This is a genomic window from Myxococcus sp. AS-1-15, assembly GCF_020037055.1.
GTDB lineage: Bacteria > Myxococcota > Myxococcia > Myxococcales > Myxococcaceae > Myxococcus > Myxococcus fulvus.
Genome location: NZ_JAIQDF010000001.1, coordinates 840368 through 854601 on the forward strand (window position 1 = coordinate 840368; position 14234 = coordinate 854601).

Annotated in this window: 14 protein-coding genes; 5 read left to right on the forward strand and 9 right to left on the reverse strand. The window is 70.7% G+C overall.

Annotated features, from left to right (window positions below):
- The first annotated feature begins 1 nt into the window (after position 1).
- Both K8625_RS03525 and K8625_RS03530 read left to right on the forward strand, forming a co-directional pair.
- On the forward strand, positions 2-1468 hold the full coding sequence (locus tag K8625_RS03525; protein WP_223781823.1) for a glutamine synthetase family protein: 1467 nt from the start codon (positions 2-4) through the stop codon (positions 1466-1468).
- A gap of 23 nt (positions 1469-1491) precedes the next feature.
- Positions 1492-2676: an iron-containing alcohol dehydrogenase gene (locus K8625_RS03530; protein WP_141325637.1), complete on the forward strand. Its 1185-nt coding sequence runs from the start codon at positions 1492-1494 to the stop codon at positions 2674-2676.
- Positions 2677-2856: 180 nt separating this feature from the next.
- Here the strand turns inward: K8625_RS03530 and K8625_RS03535 are convergent, their stop codons facing one another.
- The 4 genes from K8625_RS03535 to K8625_RS03550 all read right to left on the reverse strand — a co-directional run bounded on the left by K8625_RS03535 (position 2857) and on the right by K8625_RS03550 (position 6710).
- A complete protein-coding gene (locus K8625_RS03535; RefSeq protein ID WP_223748254.1) occupies positions 2857-3453 on the reverse strand; it encodes a hypothetical protein in 597 nt (198 codons plus the stop codon).
- Positions 3454-3646: 193 nt separating this feature from the next.
- Positions 3647-4927: an Nramp family divalent metal transporter gene (locus K8625_RS03540; protein ID WP_223781824.1), complete on the reverse strand. Its 1281-nt coding sequence runs from the start codon at positions 4925-4927 to the stop codon at positions 3647-3649.
- A 17-nt stretch (positions 4928-4944) separates the two neighbouring features.
- A complete protein-coding gene (locus K8625_RS03545; RefSeq protein WP_223748256.1) occupies positions 4945-5439 on the reverse strand; it encodes a hypothetical protein in 495 nt (164 codons plus the stop codon).
- A 74-nt stretch (positions 5440-5513) separates the two neighbouring features.
- Complete coding sequence (locus tag K8625_RS03550) at positions 5514-6710, reverse strand: macrolide family glycosyltransferase (protein WP_223781825.1); 1197 nt, start codon at positions 6708-6710, stop codon at positions 5514-5516.
- 118 nt (positions 6711-6828) lie between these two features.
- Between K8625_RS03550 and K8625_RS03555 the strand changes: the two genes are divergently transcribed.
- Positions 6829-7440 (forward strand): TetR/AcrR family transcriptional regulator, encoded by a 612-nt coding sequence (locus K8625_RS03555; RefSeq protein WP_223748258.1) that lies wholly within the window; start codon positions 6829-6831, stop codon positions 7438-7440.
- A 13-nt stretch (positions 7441-7453) separates the two neighbouring features.
- On the opposite strand, the gene K8625_RS03560 is transcribed toward K8625_RS03555, so the two are convergent.
- Positions 7454-8104, reverse strand: coding sequence for a hypothetical protein (locus K8625_RS03560; RefSeq protein ID WP_223748259.1), 651 nt, complete (start codon positions 8102-8104; stop codon positions 7454-7456).
- A gap of 331 nt (positions 8105-8435) precedes the next feature.
- On the opposite strand from K8625_RS03560, the gene K8625_RS03565 reads away from it, so the two are divergent.
- Positions 8436-9164, forward strand: coding sequence for an HAD family phosphatase (locus K8625_RS03565; protein ID WP_223748260.1), 729 nt, complete (start codon positions 8436-8438; stop codon positions 9162-9164).
- A gap of 146 nt (positions 9165-9310) precedes the next feature.
- Entirely contained in the window at positions 9311-9787 is a 477-nt protein-coding gene (locus K8625_RS03570) for a hypothetical protein (protein WP_223748261.1), read from the forward strand.
- A gap of 58 nt (positions 9788-9845) precedes the next feature.
- Here the strand turns inward: K8625_RS03570 and K8625_RS03575 are convergent, their stop codons facing one another.
- The 4 genes from K8625_RS03575 to K8625_RS03590 are packed head-to-tail and all read right to left on the reverse strand — an operon-like array spanning position 9846 to position 14164.
- A complete protein-coding gene (locus K8625_RS03575; RefSeq protein ID WP_223748262.1) occupies positions 9846-11690 on the reverse strand; it encodes a glycosyltransferase family 39 protein in 1845 nt (614 codons plus the stop codon).
- Positions 11687-12637, reverse strand: coding sequence for a hypothetical protein (locus tag K8625_RS03580; RefSeq protein ID WP_223781826.1), 951 nt, complete (start codon positions 12635-12637; stop codon positions 11687-11689). The genes K8625_RS03575 and K8625_RS03580 overlap by 4 nt, the downstream gene beginning before the upstream one ends.
- Positions 12624-13136, reverse strand: coding sequence for a hypothetical protein (locus tag K8625_RS03585; protein WP_046715518.1), 513 nt, complete (start codon positions 13134-13136; stop codon positions 12624-12626). The genes K8625_RS03580 and K8625_RS03585 overlap by 14 nt, the downstream gene beginning before the upstream one ends.
- A gap of 59 nt (positions 13137-13195) precedes the next feature.
- Positions 13196-14164, reverse strand: a complete 969-nt coding sequence (locus K8625_RS03590; RefSeq protein WP_223781827.1) for a CarD family transcriptional regulator — start codon at positions 14162-14164, stop codon at positions 13196-13198.
- Between the last annotated feature and the right edge of the window lie 70 nt (positions 14165-14234).

Consider the following 14234-nt stretch of genomic DNA (forward strand, 5'->3'; position numbering starts at 1 on the left):
GATGCCGACCCGTTCCAAGGCGAAGGTACTCACGCACCCGGCCGTGGCTCGCAGGGCTCGCGCGAAGGAGCGCGGGGGGCCGGTGCGCGGCGCCGCCGTGCCCCGGGACTCGGGTGGCGCGGACTCGATGCGGCGCTGGCTGGACGAGCGCGGCGCGAAGAAGGTGAAGGTCGGCGCCGTCGACATCGATGGCGTCTGGCGCGGCAAGTACATCTCCGTGGACAAGTTCCTCAGCGCCGCCAAGAGCGGGCTGGGCTTCTGTGACGTCGTCTTCGGCTGGGACTTGAGCGACGAACTGCTCGACAACACGCAGGTGACGGGCTGGCACACCGGCTACCCGGACGCGCACGCCACGGTGGACCTGTCCACGGGGCGGATGATTCCGTGGGAGCCGGACACCGCGGCGTTCCTGCTGGACTTCGTCAACCCGGACGGCACCCCGTTCGAGGCGAGCCCGCGGCAGCTGCTGCAGAAGGTCGCGGCGCGTGCGCGGGAGCAGGGCTACCTGCCGCGCTTCGGCGCCGAGTACGAGTTCTTCATCTTCAAGGAGCAGCCGCACACGCTCCGGGAGAAGGGCTTCCAGGAGCTGACGCCGCTGACGCCGGGCATGTTCGGCTACTCGTGGCTGCGCACGTCGCTCAACGCGCCGCTGGTGCACTCGCTCATCGACGGATGCAACGGCTTCGGGCTGGACATCGAGGGCTTCCACACGGAGACGGGCCCCGGCGTGTTCGAGGCGGCCATCCGGTATGACGACGTGGAGCGCTCGGCGGACAAGGCGGCGCTCTTCAAGACGGTGGTGAAGGAGCTGTGCGCGCGCCAGGGCCTGTCCGCGTGCTTCATGGCGAAGGTGAACGCGAAGCTGCCGGGCTGCTCGGGGCACGTGCACCAGTCGCTGTGGGACCCGAAGGGTGAGCGCAACCTCTTCCATGAAGAGGGCGCGCCGCACGGGATGAGCCGGCTGATGCGGCACTACATCGGCGGGCAGATTGCCCTGATGCCGGAGCTGACGGCGCTCTACTGGCCCACCATCAACAGCTACAAGCGCAGCGTGGAGAACACCTGGGCGCCCACCACCGCGGCGTGGGGCCTGGAGAACCGCACCTGCGCGGTGCGCGTCATCGGCGAGAGCGCCAAGGCGATGCGCATCGAGTACCGCCAGCTGGGCGCGGACATGAACGCGTACATCGGCATGGCGGTGAGCCTGGCCGCGGGCCTGTGGGGCATCGAGAACGAAATCGAGCCGCCACCCGCGTGCAACGCCAACGCGTACGCGTCCCACGAGGCCGCGCCCCTGCCGCGCAACCTCAAGGACGCGGTGACGCTGCTGACGCAGAGCGAGCGCGCCCGGGAGCTGCTGGGCGAGGGCTTCGTGGACCACTTCGTGCGCACGCGCGAATGGGAGGTGCGCCAGTACGAGCGCGCCGTCACCAACTGGGAGCTGGAGCGCTACCTGGAGCTCATCTGATGAGCCCGAGGGAGGAACCCGAGATGAAGCCGTTCGACATCCCCACCGAGCCCCGTGTCACCGAGATGGCGTGGCCCACCCGCATCGTCCTCGGCGCGGGGGCCCTCCAGCGGCTGCCCGCCCAGGCGCAGCGGCTGAAGATGAAGCGCCCGCTGCTGGTGACGGACGCGGGCGTGGTGAAGGCGGGCCTGGTCTCCCGCGTGCTGGAGGTGCTCAAGACGGCGGGCCTGCCGTGCGCGGTCTTCGACAAGGTGGAGCCCAACCCCACGGAGAAGGACGTCTTCGCGGGCCTGGAGGTCTACCGGAAGAACGACTGCGACGGGCTCATCGCCCTGGGTGGAGGCAGCGCGCTGGACGCGGGCAAGCTGGTGCAACTGCTCACCACGCACGAGCCGCCGCTCAGCCGCTACGACGACGCCAAGGGCGGCGACCAGTACGTGAAGGACGACCTGCCGCCGCTCATCGCCATTCCCACCACCGCGGGCACGGGCTCGGAGGTGGGGCGCTCGGGCGTGGTGACGCTGGAGGACACGGGGCGCAAGACGGTCATCTTCAGTCCGCACCTGCTGCCGGGCGCCGCCATCGTGGACCCGGAGCTGACGCTGGGGCTGCCTCCGGGGGTCACCGCGGCCACGGGCATGGACGCCTTCACGCACTGCCTGGAGGCGTACCTGTCGCAGGGCTTCCACCCGCTGGCGGACGCGGTGGCCATCGACGGCATCCACCGCGTGAGCCGCTCGCTGGTGACGGCGGTGCGCGAGGGGACGAACCTGGCGGCGCGCACGGACATGATGGTGGCCGCGATGCAGGGGGCCATGGCCTTCCAGAAGGGCCTGGGCGCGTGTCACGCGCTGGCGCATGCGCTGACGCCCATCTCCGGCGTGCACCACGGCCTGGCCAACGCGGTGGTGCTGCCGGTGGTGATGGAGTTCAACCGCGCGGCGAGCACGGCCAGGCTGGCCCGCGTGGCGGTGGCGATGGGCGATACGTCCAACGCGCGCGAGGAGGTGCTCGCGAGCAACGCCATCGAGCAGGTGCGCAAGCTCAACGCGGCCATCGGCATCCCCGCGCGGCTGCGGGACGTGGGCGTGCGTGAGGAGGACCTGCCGCTCATCGCGCAGAAGGGCTTCCTGGACGCCTCGCACCTGAGCAACCCGCGCAAGGTGACGGAGGCCGACCTGTTGGCCATGGCCCGCGAGGCCTGGTGATTCAGGGGAGGTGACTCGAGGAGGTCTCGCGTCCTCCTCGGGTGATGTGCCCAGGCGCCCGTGTGGCTCGACGTGAGCGATACGCGCCGAGCCGGTCTGCGTCCGGCTCGCGTGGCGCTCAGGCGGTGTGACACGCGCGACACGCGTCGAGGAGGTCTCGCGTCCTCCTCGGTGCCGGGCTCAGGTCCCTTCGTCCGCGGCCGCCGGCTGTGCGCCTGCGGTGCCTCCGTCGCCGAGCACCGTGGCGCCCAGGTCCTGGTCCGGCGCGGCGCCGGAGCCCGAGTCCGTCACCTCGCCGTGGGTGCCCACCACCGCGCCGGTGATCTCCGCGGTGCCTTCCTCCGGGACGAAGTCCATCGTCTCCACGAACACGCGTCCCGGCAGCCGCAGGTCCATGGCGCTGATGCGGTCCTGTCCGCGCAGGTCGTAGAGCTGCTGCGCGACGGGGCCCGCGGGGATGCGCTCGTCGGAGAAGAAGATGTAGACCTTGACCTTCCCCTCCTGTGTCGGGACGCGGAAGCTGGTGTTGGCGACGGGCTTGTTCGCGTCGCAGCGGATGGAGCGGTTCTCCCGCGTCAGCGTGAGCTGACGGATGACGCCCTTCTCCGACACCGTGTAGAGCATGCAGTACGGAAGCTGTCCGGCCGAGGGGATGACCTCCATCGTCGCGGGCCCCGTCTTGCGGACCTGCGCCCGTGTGCCGCGGTCCTCTTTCTTGCCGTTCTGGCAACCCACGCTCATCGCCGCCACTGCCAGCACCATGCTCCAGCGCTTCATGTGTCCCTCCCGGGGCGTGGAAGATCCACCATCCGCGTTCGAAAGCCTACTCCGAGCGTCATGCTCGGGGGATGGGCTGTCGCCCGCCCGCCTGGAGGCCGCGCGATACAAAGACCGTAAGTGCACATCCGTGCGCTTCGACACCGGAGCCCGAACCCTCGTTCATTCCAGTGTCCCGCCGCGCGCACCGCTCTCAGCGGATCCTCAGTTTGCGCAGCGCGTCGACCGCTTCGTCAAACCCTACGATGACGAACAGCACCAGCGTGGCGACGAGCGCGGCGTTGACGAGCCAGCCGTTGCGCAGCGAGCCCACCCAGTCCCGCCGGTTGTTCATCCACAAAAGGGTGGCGGCGAGCAGTGGCATGAACAGCGCCCCCACCACGGCATACGCGAGCTGTGCGCGCTGCAGCGGCGCCCAGAGCATGGGCAGGGGCACGAGCGAGAGCGCCACCAGATACAGCTTCCACGCGCGCGTCGTCCGCAGATCCACGAGGCCCCGGGCCTCTCTGCGCTGGATGCGCAGGAAGTCCGCGAAGAGGTAGGGGACGCCCTCCCAGACGCCCAGCAGGCTGGAGAACACGGCGCCCCAGAAGCCGGCCAGGAACACCCAGTAGCCCACCGGCCCGATGATGGCCTCCAGCCGCGTCGCGAGCACGGTGGCGACCCGCAGGCCCGTGCCCTCCAACTGGAGCGTCGAGCCGATGATGACCATGGCGGCGCCGAACATCCCGGTGAGCGCGTAGCCCACGGCCAGGTCCGTCTGACAGATGCGCAGACCGCGCGGGCCCTCGCGCCCCTTCTCCCGAATCCAGTAGCCGTAGGAGAGCATCGTCACCGTGCCGCCCACGCCGCCCAGCAGCCCCAGCACCCAGGGCGCGCCCTGGTCCGGCAGCGAGGGGACGACGAGTCCGCGCGCGGCGGCGGCCCAGTCCGGCTCCGAGGCGAGCGCGGTGAAGAGCACCGCGCCGAACATCAACGCGATGCAGGCGGCCATCAGCTTCTCGAAGAGCCGGAAGCCGCCCAGGCCCACGAGCGCCAGGCCCACCAACGAATGAATCACGCCCCACATCCGGCGCGACGTCTCCGGGTCACTGGCCAGGGGCCACAGCGCGTCCCCCGCCGCGCCGCACGCGGAGATGAGGGCGCCACCGGTGAAGAAGCTCCAGCCGAGCAGGTAGATGAAGAAGACGTAGCGCAGGCCCGCGCCCAGGCGGGCCCAGCCCTCCAGCACGGTGGTCCCGGTGGCGAGCTGCCAGCGGGCCACGCCCTCGTTGAGGAAGCCCTTGAGCACCGAGCCCACGGCGGCGGCCCACAAGATGGACACACCCACCGCGGAGCCTCCGAGGCTGGCGGTGAGCAGGTCTCCAGCGCCGACACCCGTGGCGGCGACGAGGATGCCAGGAGCGAAGCGCGCGAACAGCCCGGGCTTGTCACTGGCGAGCGGCTGCGCGGAGGACGGTGCGTTGCTTTCCATGGCGGTGGCGCAGGAGGCTACCACCCCCATTCGAGCGACACGTCCACGTCACCCGTGCAGCCCAGGAGAGGAGGTCGCGGGCCGTCTCCCCCCGAGCCGAGCTGGCGGAGAATCGTCGCCCACGCATCGAGGAAGGCTCGTGGAGCCAACACCTTCTGGAGCGCGAGCGAGTGAGCGAAACCGGGCTCGGCCAGCTTGTCCTGGAGACGCTGTGCCTGCTGGTGGACCTCGTTCGCCGCGCTGGCGAGCCGCTCGACGCTGAGCTGACGAGGGTGGGCCCGGTAGGGCTCCGGCGTCGCATGACAGTCCTCGACGCGCGCGAGCAGCTCACCCAGGCTCGCGAGGGTGCTCTCCGAGAAGGTGAAGCGGAAGTAGGTGTTGGGGGTCGTCGACAGCTCGGTCATCGCCTCGAGCAGCTCCGCCAGCGAGGACCAGCCGAGCCACAGGTACAGCTCCCGCGGCTCATCCACCAGGTTCACGACCCACTTCGGATGGATGTCCCGCGCGTCCATGCCCACAAGTCTGCCACGACTCGTCGTCGCGCGTGTCGGGAGTCACGGCGACGCCCGGTGGAGCACGTCGCGCCTCACCCACCGAGCGCCTGCTCGATGAGGTCCGCGGCGCGCTTCGCCCCTCCCTCGTCGCGAAGCTCACGCTGAATCGCGGCGGCCCGCTCGGCGAAGCGGGGCTCCGTGGTGAGTCGCTGGAACGCCTCGCGCAGCGCCGCCGCGGTGGCCTGCTCCGTGTCCAGCCGCAAGCCGAGGCCCAGCTCGACGATGCGGTCCGCGTTGGCGAACTGGTCGGTGGCCTGGGGCACGGCCAGCATCGGCTTGCCGCACCACAGCCCCTCCTGCGTGCTGCCCATGCCCGCGTGGGTGAAGAAGACATCCGACTGCTTCAACACCGAGAGCTGCGGCAACCACGCGTGCACCTCGAAGTGGGCGGGGACCTCCCCCAGCTCCGAGCGCTGGACATGTCGACCGATGTTCAGCACCACGTGCCAGTCGGGCAAATCTCCGAACGCCGCCATGCACTGGCGATAGAACGCGGGCTGGTTCGTGAACGTGGACCCCAGCGAGATGAGCAGCACCTTCTTCGCGTGCGCGGGCCTGCTCCACGTCCCCTGGTGGGCGCGCTGCTCGTCCAGACACGGTCCCACGAAGGTGAAGCGCCGCGTGTCCACGCGGTCCGCGTTCGGCTGCATCGCGCGCGGGATGAGCACGAGCGAGCGCGGCGGCAGACCGACGAACAGCGTGGAGTCCGTCTCCGCCACGCCGCAGTCCCTCAGCCACTCGGAGAAGCGACGGTAGTAGTCCGCGCCACCCGGGGCCGCGCGCAGCGCCTCCATCATCGGCGCCATCTCCTCGGTGTAGCCCTCCCACGCGACGAACGTGGGGGAGAGCTGGAGGGCGGGCTTCCCCCAGTTCTCCGCGAGGATGCGCGCCGTGTAGCCCGCGATGTCGTAGAGGAACAGGTCCGGCCGGTCCTGCTCCCAGGCCGCGCGCAGCCTGGGCAACTGCTCCTTCGCGTCCTTCAGGAACACCTCCAGCTGACCAATCGTGTCCTCCGGCCACTGCCGGTCCGCGACGCCTTCTCGCGGCAGCGTCGACGGATAGGGCACCAGCTTCGCGCCCGTCTGTTCGATGGGCTCCGCGAAGGAGGCGTCGTTGGCGTAGCTCACGCGATGGCCCCGGGCCACCAGCTCTCGCAAGACCTCCAGGCTCGGGTTCACATGGCCGTGCGCGGGGATGCTGACCATCGCGATATGGGCGCGTCGCTTCATGGAAGGGCTCCTGGATTGAGACGAGACGGTCCGTCTCGTTTGGCCACCATGAGGCCCGGGGTGCTTGTTGTCAAGACGAGACGTTGCGTATCGCCACCGCCCCGCTAGCGTGTGCCCCATGAGTGAGGCGAAGACGCCGGACACGGGGCGGCGCAGTGAGCGCTCGCACCAGGCCATCCTGAAGGCGGTGGTGGAGCTGGTGGGGGAGCAGGGCTACACGCGGCTGACCATCGAGGCCATCGCCGCGCGGGCGGGGGTGGGCAAGCAGACCATCTATCGCTGGTGGCCGACCAAGGGCGCGCTGGTGCTGGACGCCTTCGCCGCGCTCATCGGGGACGTCGCGCCGCTGCCGGACACGGGCGACGTGGTGGCGGACCTGAAGGGCGTGATTCGGGCCACCGTCGCCGAGCTGGGCTCACCGCGCTTCGAGGTGCCCTCGCGCGCGCTCACCGCGGAGTCGCAGATGGACCCGACGCTGGCGAAGCAGTTCGTGGACACGCTGCTGCGGCCGAACCTGGAGGTCACCAAGGAGCGGCTGCGCGCGGCGCAGAAGGCGGGGCAGGTGGCCCGGGACGTGGACCTGGACGTCGCCGTGGAGCTGTTCTTCGGCCCGCTGTTCCACCGTTGGCTCTTGCGCACCGCGCCGCTCTCCGAGTCCTACGCGGACACGGTGGTGGACTACGCCCTGGCCGCGCTGCGCCCCCGGAAGTCGCCGGGGGGCAGGGGCTGACAGAAGGCGCGGCTCACATGCCCGGGCACTGGCCGGGCTTCATCTCGTTCGCCGTCTGGTGGACCTCGCTGCTGAGCTGCTGCTGCTGGGACGGGTCCATCGCCGTGTAGACGATGACCACGCCATCCGGCGTGTCCTGGACGCTCGCGCTGGAGGGCATCGTCGGCGCGCCCGCCATGCCGGCGCCTCCCGTGCCGCTGTCATCGCGGCCGTACTGCTCCTCGGTGTCGCTGTCGCCCAGGTCCTCGCGCTGCACCTCGTCCAGGACGGAGGTCTCCTGCGCGCGCTGGGTGCTGGCGGCCTGCTCGTGCAGCATGCGGCGGCTGCGCTGCTGCAGCTCCGCCACCTGCGTGGGCTCCGGCGTGCTGAGGACCAGCGCCACGCCCTCGGGCACGTCCTCGGCCCGGGCCACCGCGCCGGGGACGGCCATGGGGCAGTTGGCCTCGGAGACGCCCTTGTGGTGTTTGCCATGGTGCTTGCCGTGGGCGTCGTCGGGCGGCGGCGCGCCCTGCGCCATCGAAGGTGGCGGCTGGGGTGGGGCCGGAGGCTGCGTGCTGGCCTGGGGCTCGGCGCCCTGGGACTGCGAGCCCCGCTTGGAACAGCCGACCGAGAAACACAGCGCCGCGGACACGGCGAGAATCGACGGAAGCCTGAACAGCTGCATGTGGATGTCCCCCTCCGGGCGAGAGCCCGACTCGCGGAAGGTGGACAGGGGGGCGGAGGCCGCCAACGTCGTCCCCACCGCGCCCGGGTCGCCCGCCCCGCCCTGGAGACGGGGGTTCCATCCTCGAGGGGACGCAGCATCGTGCCGGGCGACACCTGGGAGGCCTCAGGTGATGACTCGCGGACGCCAGGACGGTGTTCGACGGGGCTGCTCGTCGGATGCGCAACACGCCGCGCTCCGAGCCGACATCCAGGGGAGGAGGTCCTCCGTCCTGGTTCGTGGAGGAGCCAGGGACTCCGACAGGGGCCCTGCCCGACAGGAAGGATTGTGTATGAGAAGGCTCGCGGTGCTCGACCTGGATGGGACGCTCACCCCGGACACGCTCGGGGCCTTGCTGGTGCGTGAGCTGACGGCGCGCGGTGTCTGTGATGGGACGGTCGTGCGCGAACTCCTGGCGGCGGTCGAACGCCATGACGTGGGCGGACAGGACTTCTTCGACGCCGTCGCGGATGTCTACCGGGGCTGGGAGCGGCTCTTCGCGGGTGTGGCGGTCCCCAGCGTCGAGCGCGCCGCGGAGGATGTCTGGGCCCAGGCGCGAGGTCACCTGTTCGGGTTCGTCCGGCCGCTGCTCCGGATGCTCGAGGCCGAGGGGTTCCTGGTGGCTCTGGTCTCCGGAGGGCCTATCGAGATGGTCCATCTGGTCGCGGAGGACCTGGGCATCGACGTGTACCGGGGCGCGCAGATGGCCATCCAACGCAATCGCTATACGGGACAGGTGCTCCAGGGGCCTGGCCGCAGCGGGGGCAAGCCGGGCATCCTCCAGGAGCTGGCGTCGCTCCACCGCGCCTCGCTGGAGCGCTCCCTCGCGATGGGCAACTCCCTCTCCGACGGGGAGATCCTCGCGCTGGTGGGCTTCCCCCTGGCGTTCGAGCCCTCACCGGAGCTGGCCGACCTGGCGGTGACTCGCGGGTGGAGCCAGGTCGACCGGCACGATGTGCTGCATGTGCTCCCGGTGCTCCTCGCGGGGGAGCAGGGTGGGGAAGGTGTGCCCAGTGCGTGAGGGGTGTTCCCGGGTTGCTTTTGCATCCGGGTTGGATGTTTGTGCTGGAGGTGAGGAGGCGCTTCGGGCGTGGGTGTGAGGGTTTGCGGTCGTCCTTGGTCCAATGGTTAGGATGGACTGTTTCCCTTCACCCCGAGGAGCGTCGAATGAAGCGATGGACTCGTGTCTGGATGGCCGTGGTGTCGTTCGCGGTGTTGTCGGCCTGTGGTGGTGTGGATGCGCAGGCTCCGCTGGAGCAGGAACTGGGGGAGCAGGAGGCCCGCATCGATGTCTGTGGTAACGGCCTGTGTTTCCGGCTGGAGCCGCAGTCCTGTCCCGAGGACTGTCCGTACAGTGGCTACTGCGGCGACGGCATCTGCCAATCGTCCTACGAGTCCAGCGCCTGGTGCTCGGATTGCTCGGCGGGCCCGGGGTGTCTGGCGCCGGAGGCCGCGCGGCCAAGTGAGCCGGAGGGGCTCATCGATGTCTGTGGTAACGGCCTGTGCTTCCGGCTGGAGCCGCAGTCCTGTCCCGAGGACTGTCCGTACAGTGGCTACTGCGGCGACGGCGTCTGCCAATCGTCCTACGAGTCCAGCGCCTGGTGCTCGGATTGCTCGGCGGGCCCGGGGTGTCTGACTCCGTAGCGCCCGCGTCACCCGTGAGCGAGGGCCCCGTGGGTCATCACGGGGGCCTCGTCGCGGCTCAGCGAGGCTCGGGCCGCACGTAGACGATGACCTGCGGCGTCTCGTCCAGGTACAGCCCCGTCGCCGGCGTGCGCGTGTTGAACGCCTGCCACGTCTGGAACTCGTACTCGCGGAACTCCTGGTGGTACTGGTACGCGACGATGTCCGCCTCGAAGGGGCTGCCCACCGCTCGCAGGTCCGGCCGGAGCATCCCGTTGCGCTGGTAGTCGCGGAACGAGCCGCCGTGCACCTCATGCAGGAACAGCCGCGCGTTCGGCTTCGCGTGCTCGTTGATCCACGGCAGCACGCCGGTGACGTGGCTGGACCAGAACTGCCGCTGCATCCCCAGCGTCGCCGCGCCGGGCAGCCCTCCGGCCAGCTCCGAGTACGCCGCCGTCCCGTAGGGGAACACGCGCGCCGAGTACACCAGCGCGGGCGCCAGCAGCACCGCGAACACGGGCGCGAGCACGGCGAGCGCGGGCACCGAGGGCTTCTTCTCGCGCAGCCGCTCCAGGAGCGCCGTCGAGCCGCGCGACACCGCCTGTCCCGCGAGCAGGCCCAGGAACACCATGGACGGAAACCAGTGCTTCACCCCGCCGAAGTGCGGCACCTGGGGGTGGCTGATGATGAGGATGGACGTCACCGCGTTCACTCCCACCAGCGCCTCCACCATCGTCACCGGCCGCACCCACGCGCGCGTGCGCTCCATCTGCCCCAGCACGCCGCGGCCCGCGAGCGCGAGGAAGCCCGTCACCATGGGCGCGAAGAGGCTGGTGGGCACCGTGAGCGCCGTCTTCACCAGCACGTACGCGAGCGGGAAGGGCGGCTCGCGCAAGAGCGTGCCCAGGTAGAACCAGGCGTAGTGGTTGTGCTTGGCGTGGAAGGCCAGGTACCACGCGGTGCGGTCCACCGGGTGGTGCCAGAGGTAGGGCCAGTGCAGGTAGAAGATGACGGGCCCGAGCACCGCCATCGCCGCGATGGGGACGAGCGCCCGCGTCACCTGCGCGTTCACCTTCTCCACGCCCTTGAGCAGCCACGTGCCGCCGACGGCCAGCCCCATGAACAACAGCGTGTGGGGGCTGAGCAGGAAGAACTTCCGCTGGAAGCCCTCGCCGCCGCCCAGCGACAGGATGAGCAGCCCGTAGAGCACCGCCACCGAGGCGAACAGGCCGACGAAGCGCAGCAGCCACCCGCGCGCCTGGGGCTCCGCCTCGCTCGCCTCCCACGCGCGCCACAGCGCGAAGGGCGTCAGCACGAAGGGGAGGAACAGCGCGTTGTGCTTGGCCGTCAGCGCCAGGCCGAAGGCCACGCCGCACGCCACGCCCCAGCGCACGTCCTCCAGCGCGCGCCAGAAGCAGTACACGACCAGCAGCCACAGCGCCGCCACCGGCACGTCGAAGCACGCCAGCTCCGCGTTGAAGTACTGGCGCGGCACCAGCATGAACGCGAGCGCGGCGAACAGGCCCGCGGCGCGGCCGTACAGCGCGCTGCCGAACAGGAAGCTCAGCGCGGGCACCAGCGCCGCCAGCGCGAACGCCGGCAGCCGGAACGCGGCGGCCGAGCGCATCCACCCCAGCGTGTCGTGGAAGAGCAGGTGGCTCAGCCCGAACAGCGTCTTCATCAGGACGGGGTGCTCGTGGTTGTAGTCCCACGCGCGGACGATGGCCGCGTCCGTCAGCGCCCGCGTCGGCGACTGGAACAGCTGGCGGAACCAGCCCGCGTACCCCTCCGCCGCGGCGAAGTAGACGCTCTCGTCGCGCGTGAAGCCCACGTGGCCTTCGGTCCACCACAGCGCCACGAAGGCCAGGGCCCACAGCGCCCACGCCCAGCGCTTCTCCTCGCGGGTCGCCGGCCTGCCCGTCATCCCTTCACTCCCACCGCCGGCTCCACCGCCAGCACGTCCAGACACACCTGCCGCCGGTCCGGATTGCGCGAGCGGACCCACACCTTCACCGTGCGCGGCGCGCCCGGGGGCAGCCGCACCTCGGCCTTCTTCACGCCCTCCTGGCCCGGCGCGATCGCCACGTCCAGCAGTCGCTCGCCGCTCGCCGCGTCGTCCACGCCCAGCAGCGCCGTCGTCAGCTGCGCGTCCTTGGGGAAGGCGTACTCGAAGATGATGCCGCCCTCGAGCCTGAGACTCACGTCGCCGGGCACGCCGTCGAACTCCGCCACCAGCTTCTGGTCTCCCGGCGGCGCGGGCATCCACAGGCAGTGGCGCGGCTCGTAGAGGACCTCGTGCCACTCGGTGGCCACGTAGATATTGCCCTGGCCGGGGCAGCGGTGCGCCGAGCCGCTGAACGGGCACGCCTGCCGCGCGCCGTCGTCCGACTCCAGGTACACGCGCGCGCGGGAGACGACGTCAGAGGCGGTGAAGCGGCGCGGCCGGTGGCGCCCGTTCTCGTAGAGCGTCAGCGTCAGCGGGCCCTCGCGCTCGGGCTCACCCACGGCGCGGCGCTCCGGCAGGAAGTCCTTCAGGAAGGCCGCCTCGTCCGAGCGCGGCAGCTCCGGCTGTCCCAGCACCCAGACGCGCGGGTGCGCGGACAGGTCGTCGGTGTCCGAGCCCAGGTAGCCGTAGACGGGCAGGCCCGGAGGCACGAACAGGCGCGCGCGCTCCGTCCACCAGGGGAACAGCAGCACCGCGTCACCGGGGCGGGCCTGCGACTGGAGCCGCCGGGCCACCGCGCGATAGCCCTCCTCGGTGGGGAGCTTGCCCGGCAGCCGCAGGTGGAAGAGCAGGCACAGGAGCGCGACGAGCAGCAGGCCCCCCAGCTCCAGGAGGGGCAGCGCGCGTGGGAGGCTAGGACTTCGCAAGACGAATCTTCTGCTCGCTCTTTTCCCGGCAGAAGGTGCAGAAGATGGGCTCACCCTGGGAGAACGACGGCGTCCAGGGCGGATACATCGAGCACCGCGGGTCCAGGCAGTGGTGCAGCTCCCACAGGTGGCCGAGCTGGTGCAGCGCCTGCCGCGCCACGGGCTTGAAGCCCGTCTCCAGGTCCTTGTGCGGCTGCAGCGAGATGATGGAGCGGTCCTTGCCCTGGCGCGCGAAGCCCGGGGTGGGGGCCACGCCGCTGGGCAGCTCGCGCTCCTTGAGCTTGCGCGTGGTGAGCAGCAGCACCTTGTCGTCCTGATAGGCGCGGATGCCCTTCACCTGGTCCAGCAGCTTCTCGGCGTCCAGCGGCTCGCCCAGCCCCGGGGGGATTTCGGCGCTGCCGGAGTGCTCGCTGCCCACGCCGAACGCCGTGTAGAGCGTGCGGTTGAGCTTGGCGAGCTGCTTGTCGTCGAAGGGGTCCAACGTCACGACGCGAATCACGGGGAATCACCTCGGCGCGAAGAGGGCCCGCGTCAGGGCCCCCTGGATGGTGTTGGCGGTCAGTCCTCGCTGTCGGCGGGCTTGGCCTTGGGCGGACGGCCGCGCTTCTTGGGCGCGGCGGGCGCCGCTCCCTCCACTTCGGGCGGCTTCGGCTTGGGAGGACGGCCGCGCTTCTTGGGCGCGGCGGGCTCGGCGCCCTCGGGGGGCGCCTCCGGCTTCGGCTTGGGAGGACGGCCGCGCTTCTTGGGCGCGGCGGGCTCGGCGCCCTCGGCCTCCGCGGGCTTGGCCTTGGGCGGACGGCCGCGCTTCTTGGGCGCGGAGGACTCCTCGTCGCCCTTCTCCTCGGACGACTCCTCGCCCTCCTCCTCGGAGGAGCTCTCCTCGTCGGACTCGGACTGCGGCTCCTCGTCGGAGGGCAGGTCCAGGTCTCCGTCGAGCCCCAGCAGGTCTCCGTCGAGCCCCAGGTCGTCCTCGTCGCCCTTCGCGAACTCGGCGGCGGTGCGCTTGGGGCGCTCGCGGCCGGGCGGGAAGAGGACCAGGTCGATGGCGTCCTCCGCGTTGACCTCGGCGGTGCCGAGCGCGGTGGCGACCTCCGACACCAACAGGTGCCGGGCGTTGTCGTACAGCTCACGCTCCTTGGTCGGCAGGGGGCGCAGCTCGCTCAGGACCTGGAGGTCCTTGACCACCTCGGCGAGCCCCAGGATTCCGCCCTGGGTCATGCGCTCCTGGTTGGTGCGTGCGCGCTGCTTCCAGTCCAGGTCGGCCTTGTCGCCGTCGGAGCGCAGGAACGCGAAGAGGTTCTTCACGTCGTCGGGGCTGGCGACCCGGCGCACACCGATGGCCACGACCTTTTGCTGGGGCACCATCAGGAGGGCGTTGTCCTCCTCGCGGCGCATCGTGACGAAGATGAGCTTCTGTCCCGCCACTTCCTTGGTGTCGATGGCGGTGACGCGGCAGACACCCTGATTCGGGTAGACGACCCGGTCGCCGACCGCGAGCTGGTTGAGTGACGCGGACCCTTCAGGCATGTCCCCCTCACGGGCAGGTAGACGTCAAACGGAGGCCCGGGCTTAGCACCGAGTCGCGCTCGACGCCACG

Bases quoted from the DNA above. Each gene is read 5' to 3' on its own strand.
- K8625_RS03555 (WP_223748258.1), top strand. From the start codon at position 6,829: ATGAGTGAGGCGAAGACGCCGGACACGGGGCGGCGCAGTGAGCGCTCG.
- K8625_RS03530 (WP_141325637.1), top strand. From the start codon at position 1,492: ATGAAGCCGTTCGACATCCCCACCGAGCCCCGTGTCACCGAGATGGCG.
- K8625_RS03540 (WP_223781824.1), bottom strand. From the start codon at position 4,927: ATGGAAAGCAACGCACCGTCCTCCGCGCAGCCGCTCGCCAGTGACAAG.
- K8625_RS03550 (WP_223781825.1), bottom strand. From the start codon at position 6,710: ATGAAGCGACGCGCCCATATCGCGATGGTCAGCATCCCCGCGCACGGC.
- K8625_RS03575 (WP_223748262.1), bottom strand. From the start codon at position 11,690: ATGACGGGCAGGCCGGCGACCCGCGAGGAGAAGCGCTGGGCGTGGGCG.
- K8625_RS03545 (WP_223748256.1), bottom strand. From the start codon at position 5,439: ATGGACGCGCGGGACATCCATCCGAAGTGGGTCGTGAACCTGGTGGAT.
- K8625_RS03570 (WP_223748261.1), top strand. From the start codon at position 9,311: ATGAAGCGATGGACTCGTGTCTGGATGGCCGTGGTGTCGTTCGCGGTG.
- K8625_RS03535 (WP_223748254.1), bottom strand. From the start codon at position 3,453: ATGAAGCGCTGGAGCATGGTGCTGGCAGTGGCGGCGATGAGCGTGGGT.
- K8625_RS03565 (WP_223748260.1), top strand. From the start codon at position 8,436: ATGAGAAGGCTCGCGGTGCTCGACCTGGATGGGACGCTCACCCCGGAC.
- K8625_RS03525 (WP_223781823.1), top strand. From the start codon at position 2: ATGCCGACCCGTTCCAAGGCGAAGGTACTCACGCACCCGGCCGTGGCT.
- K8625_RS03590 (WP_223781827.1), bottom strand. From the start codon at position 14,164: ATGCCTGAAGGGTCCGCGTCACTCAACCAGCTCGCGGTCGGCGACCGG.
- K8625_RS03560 (WP_223748259.1), bottom strand. From the start codon at position 8,104: ATGCAGCTGTTCAGGCTTCCGTCGATTCTCGCCGTGTCCGCGGCGCTG.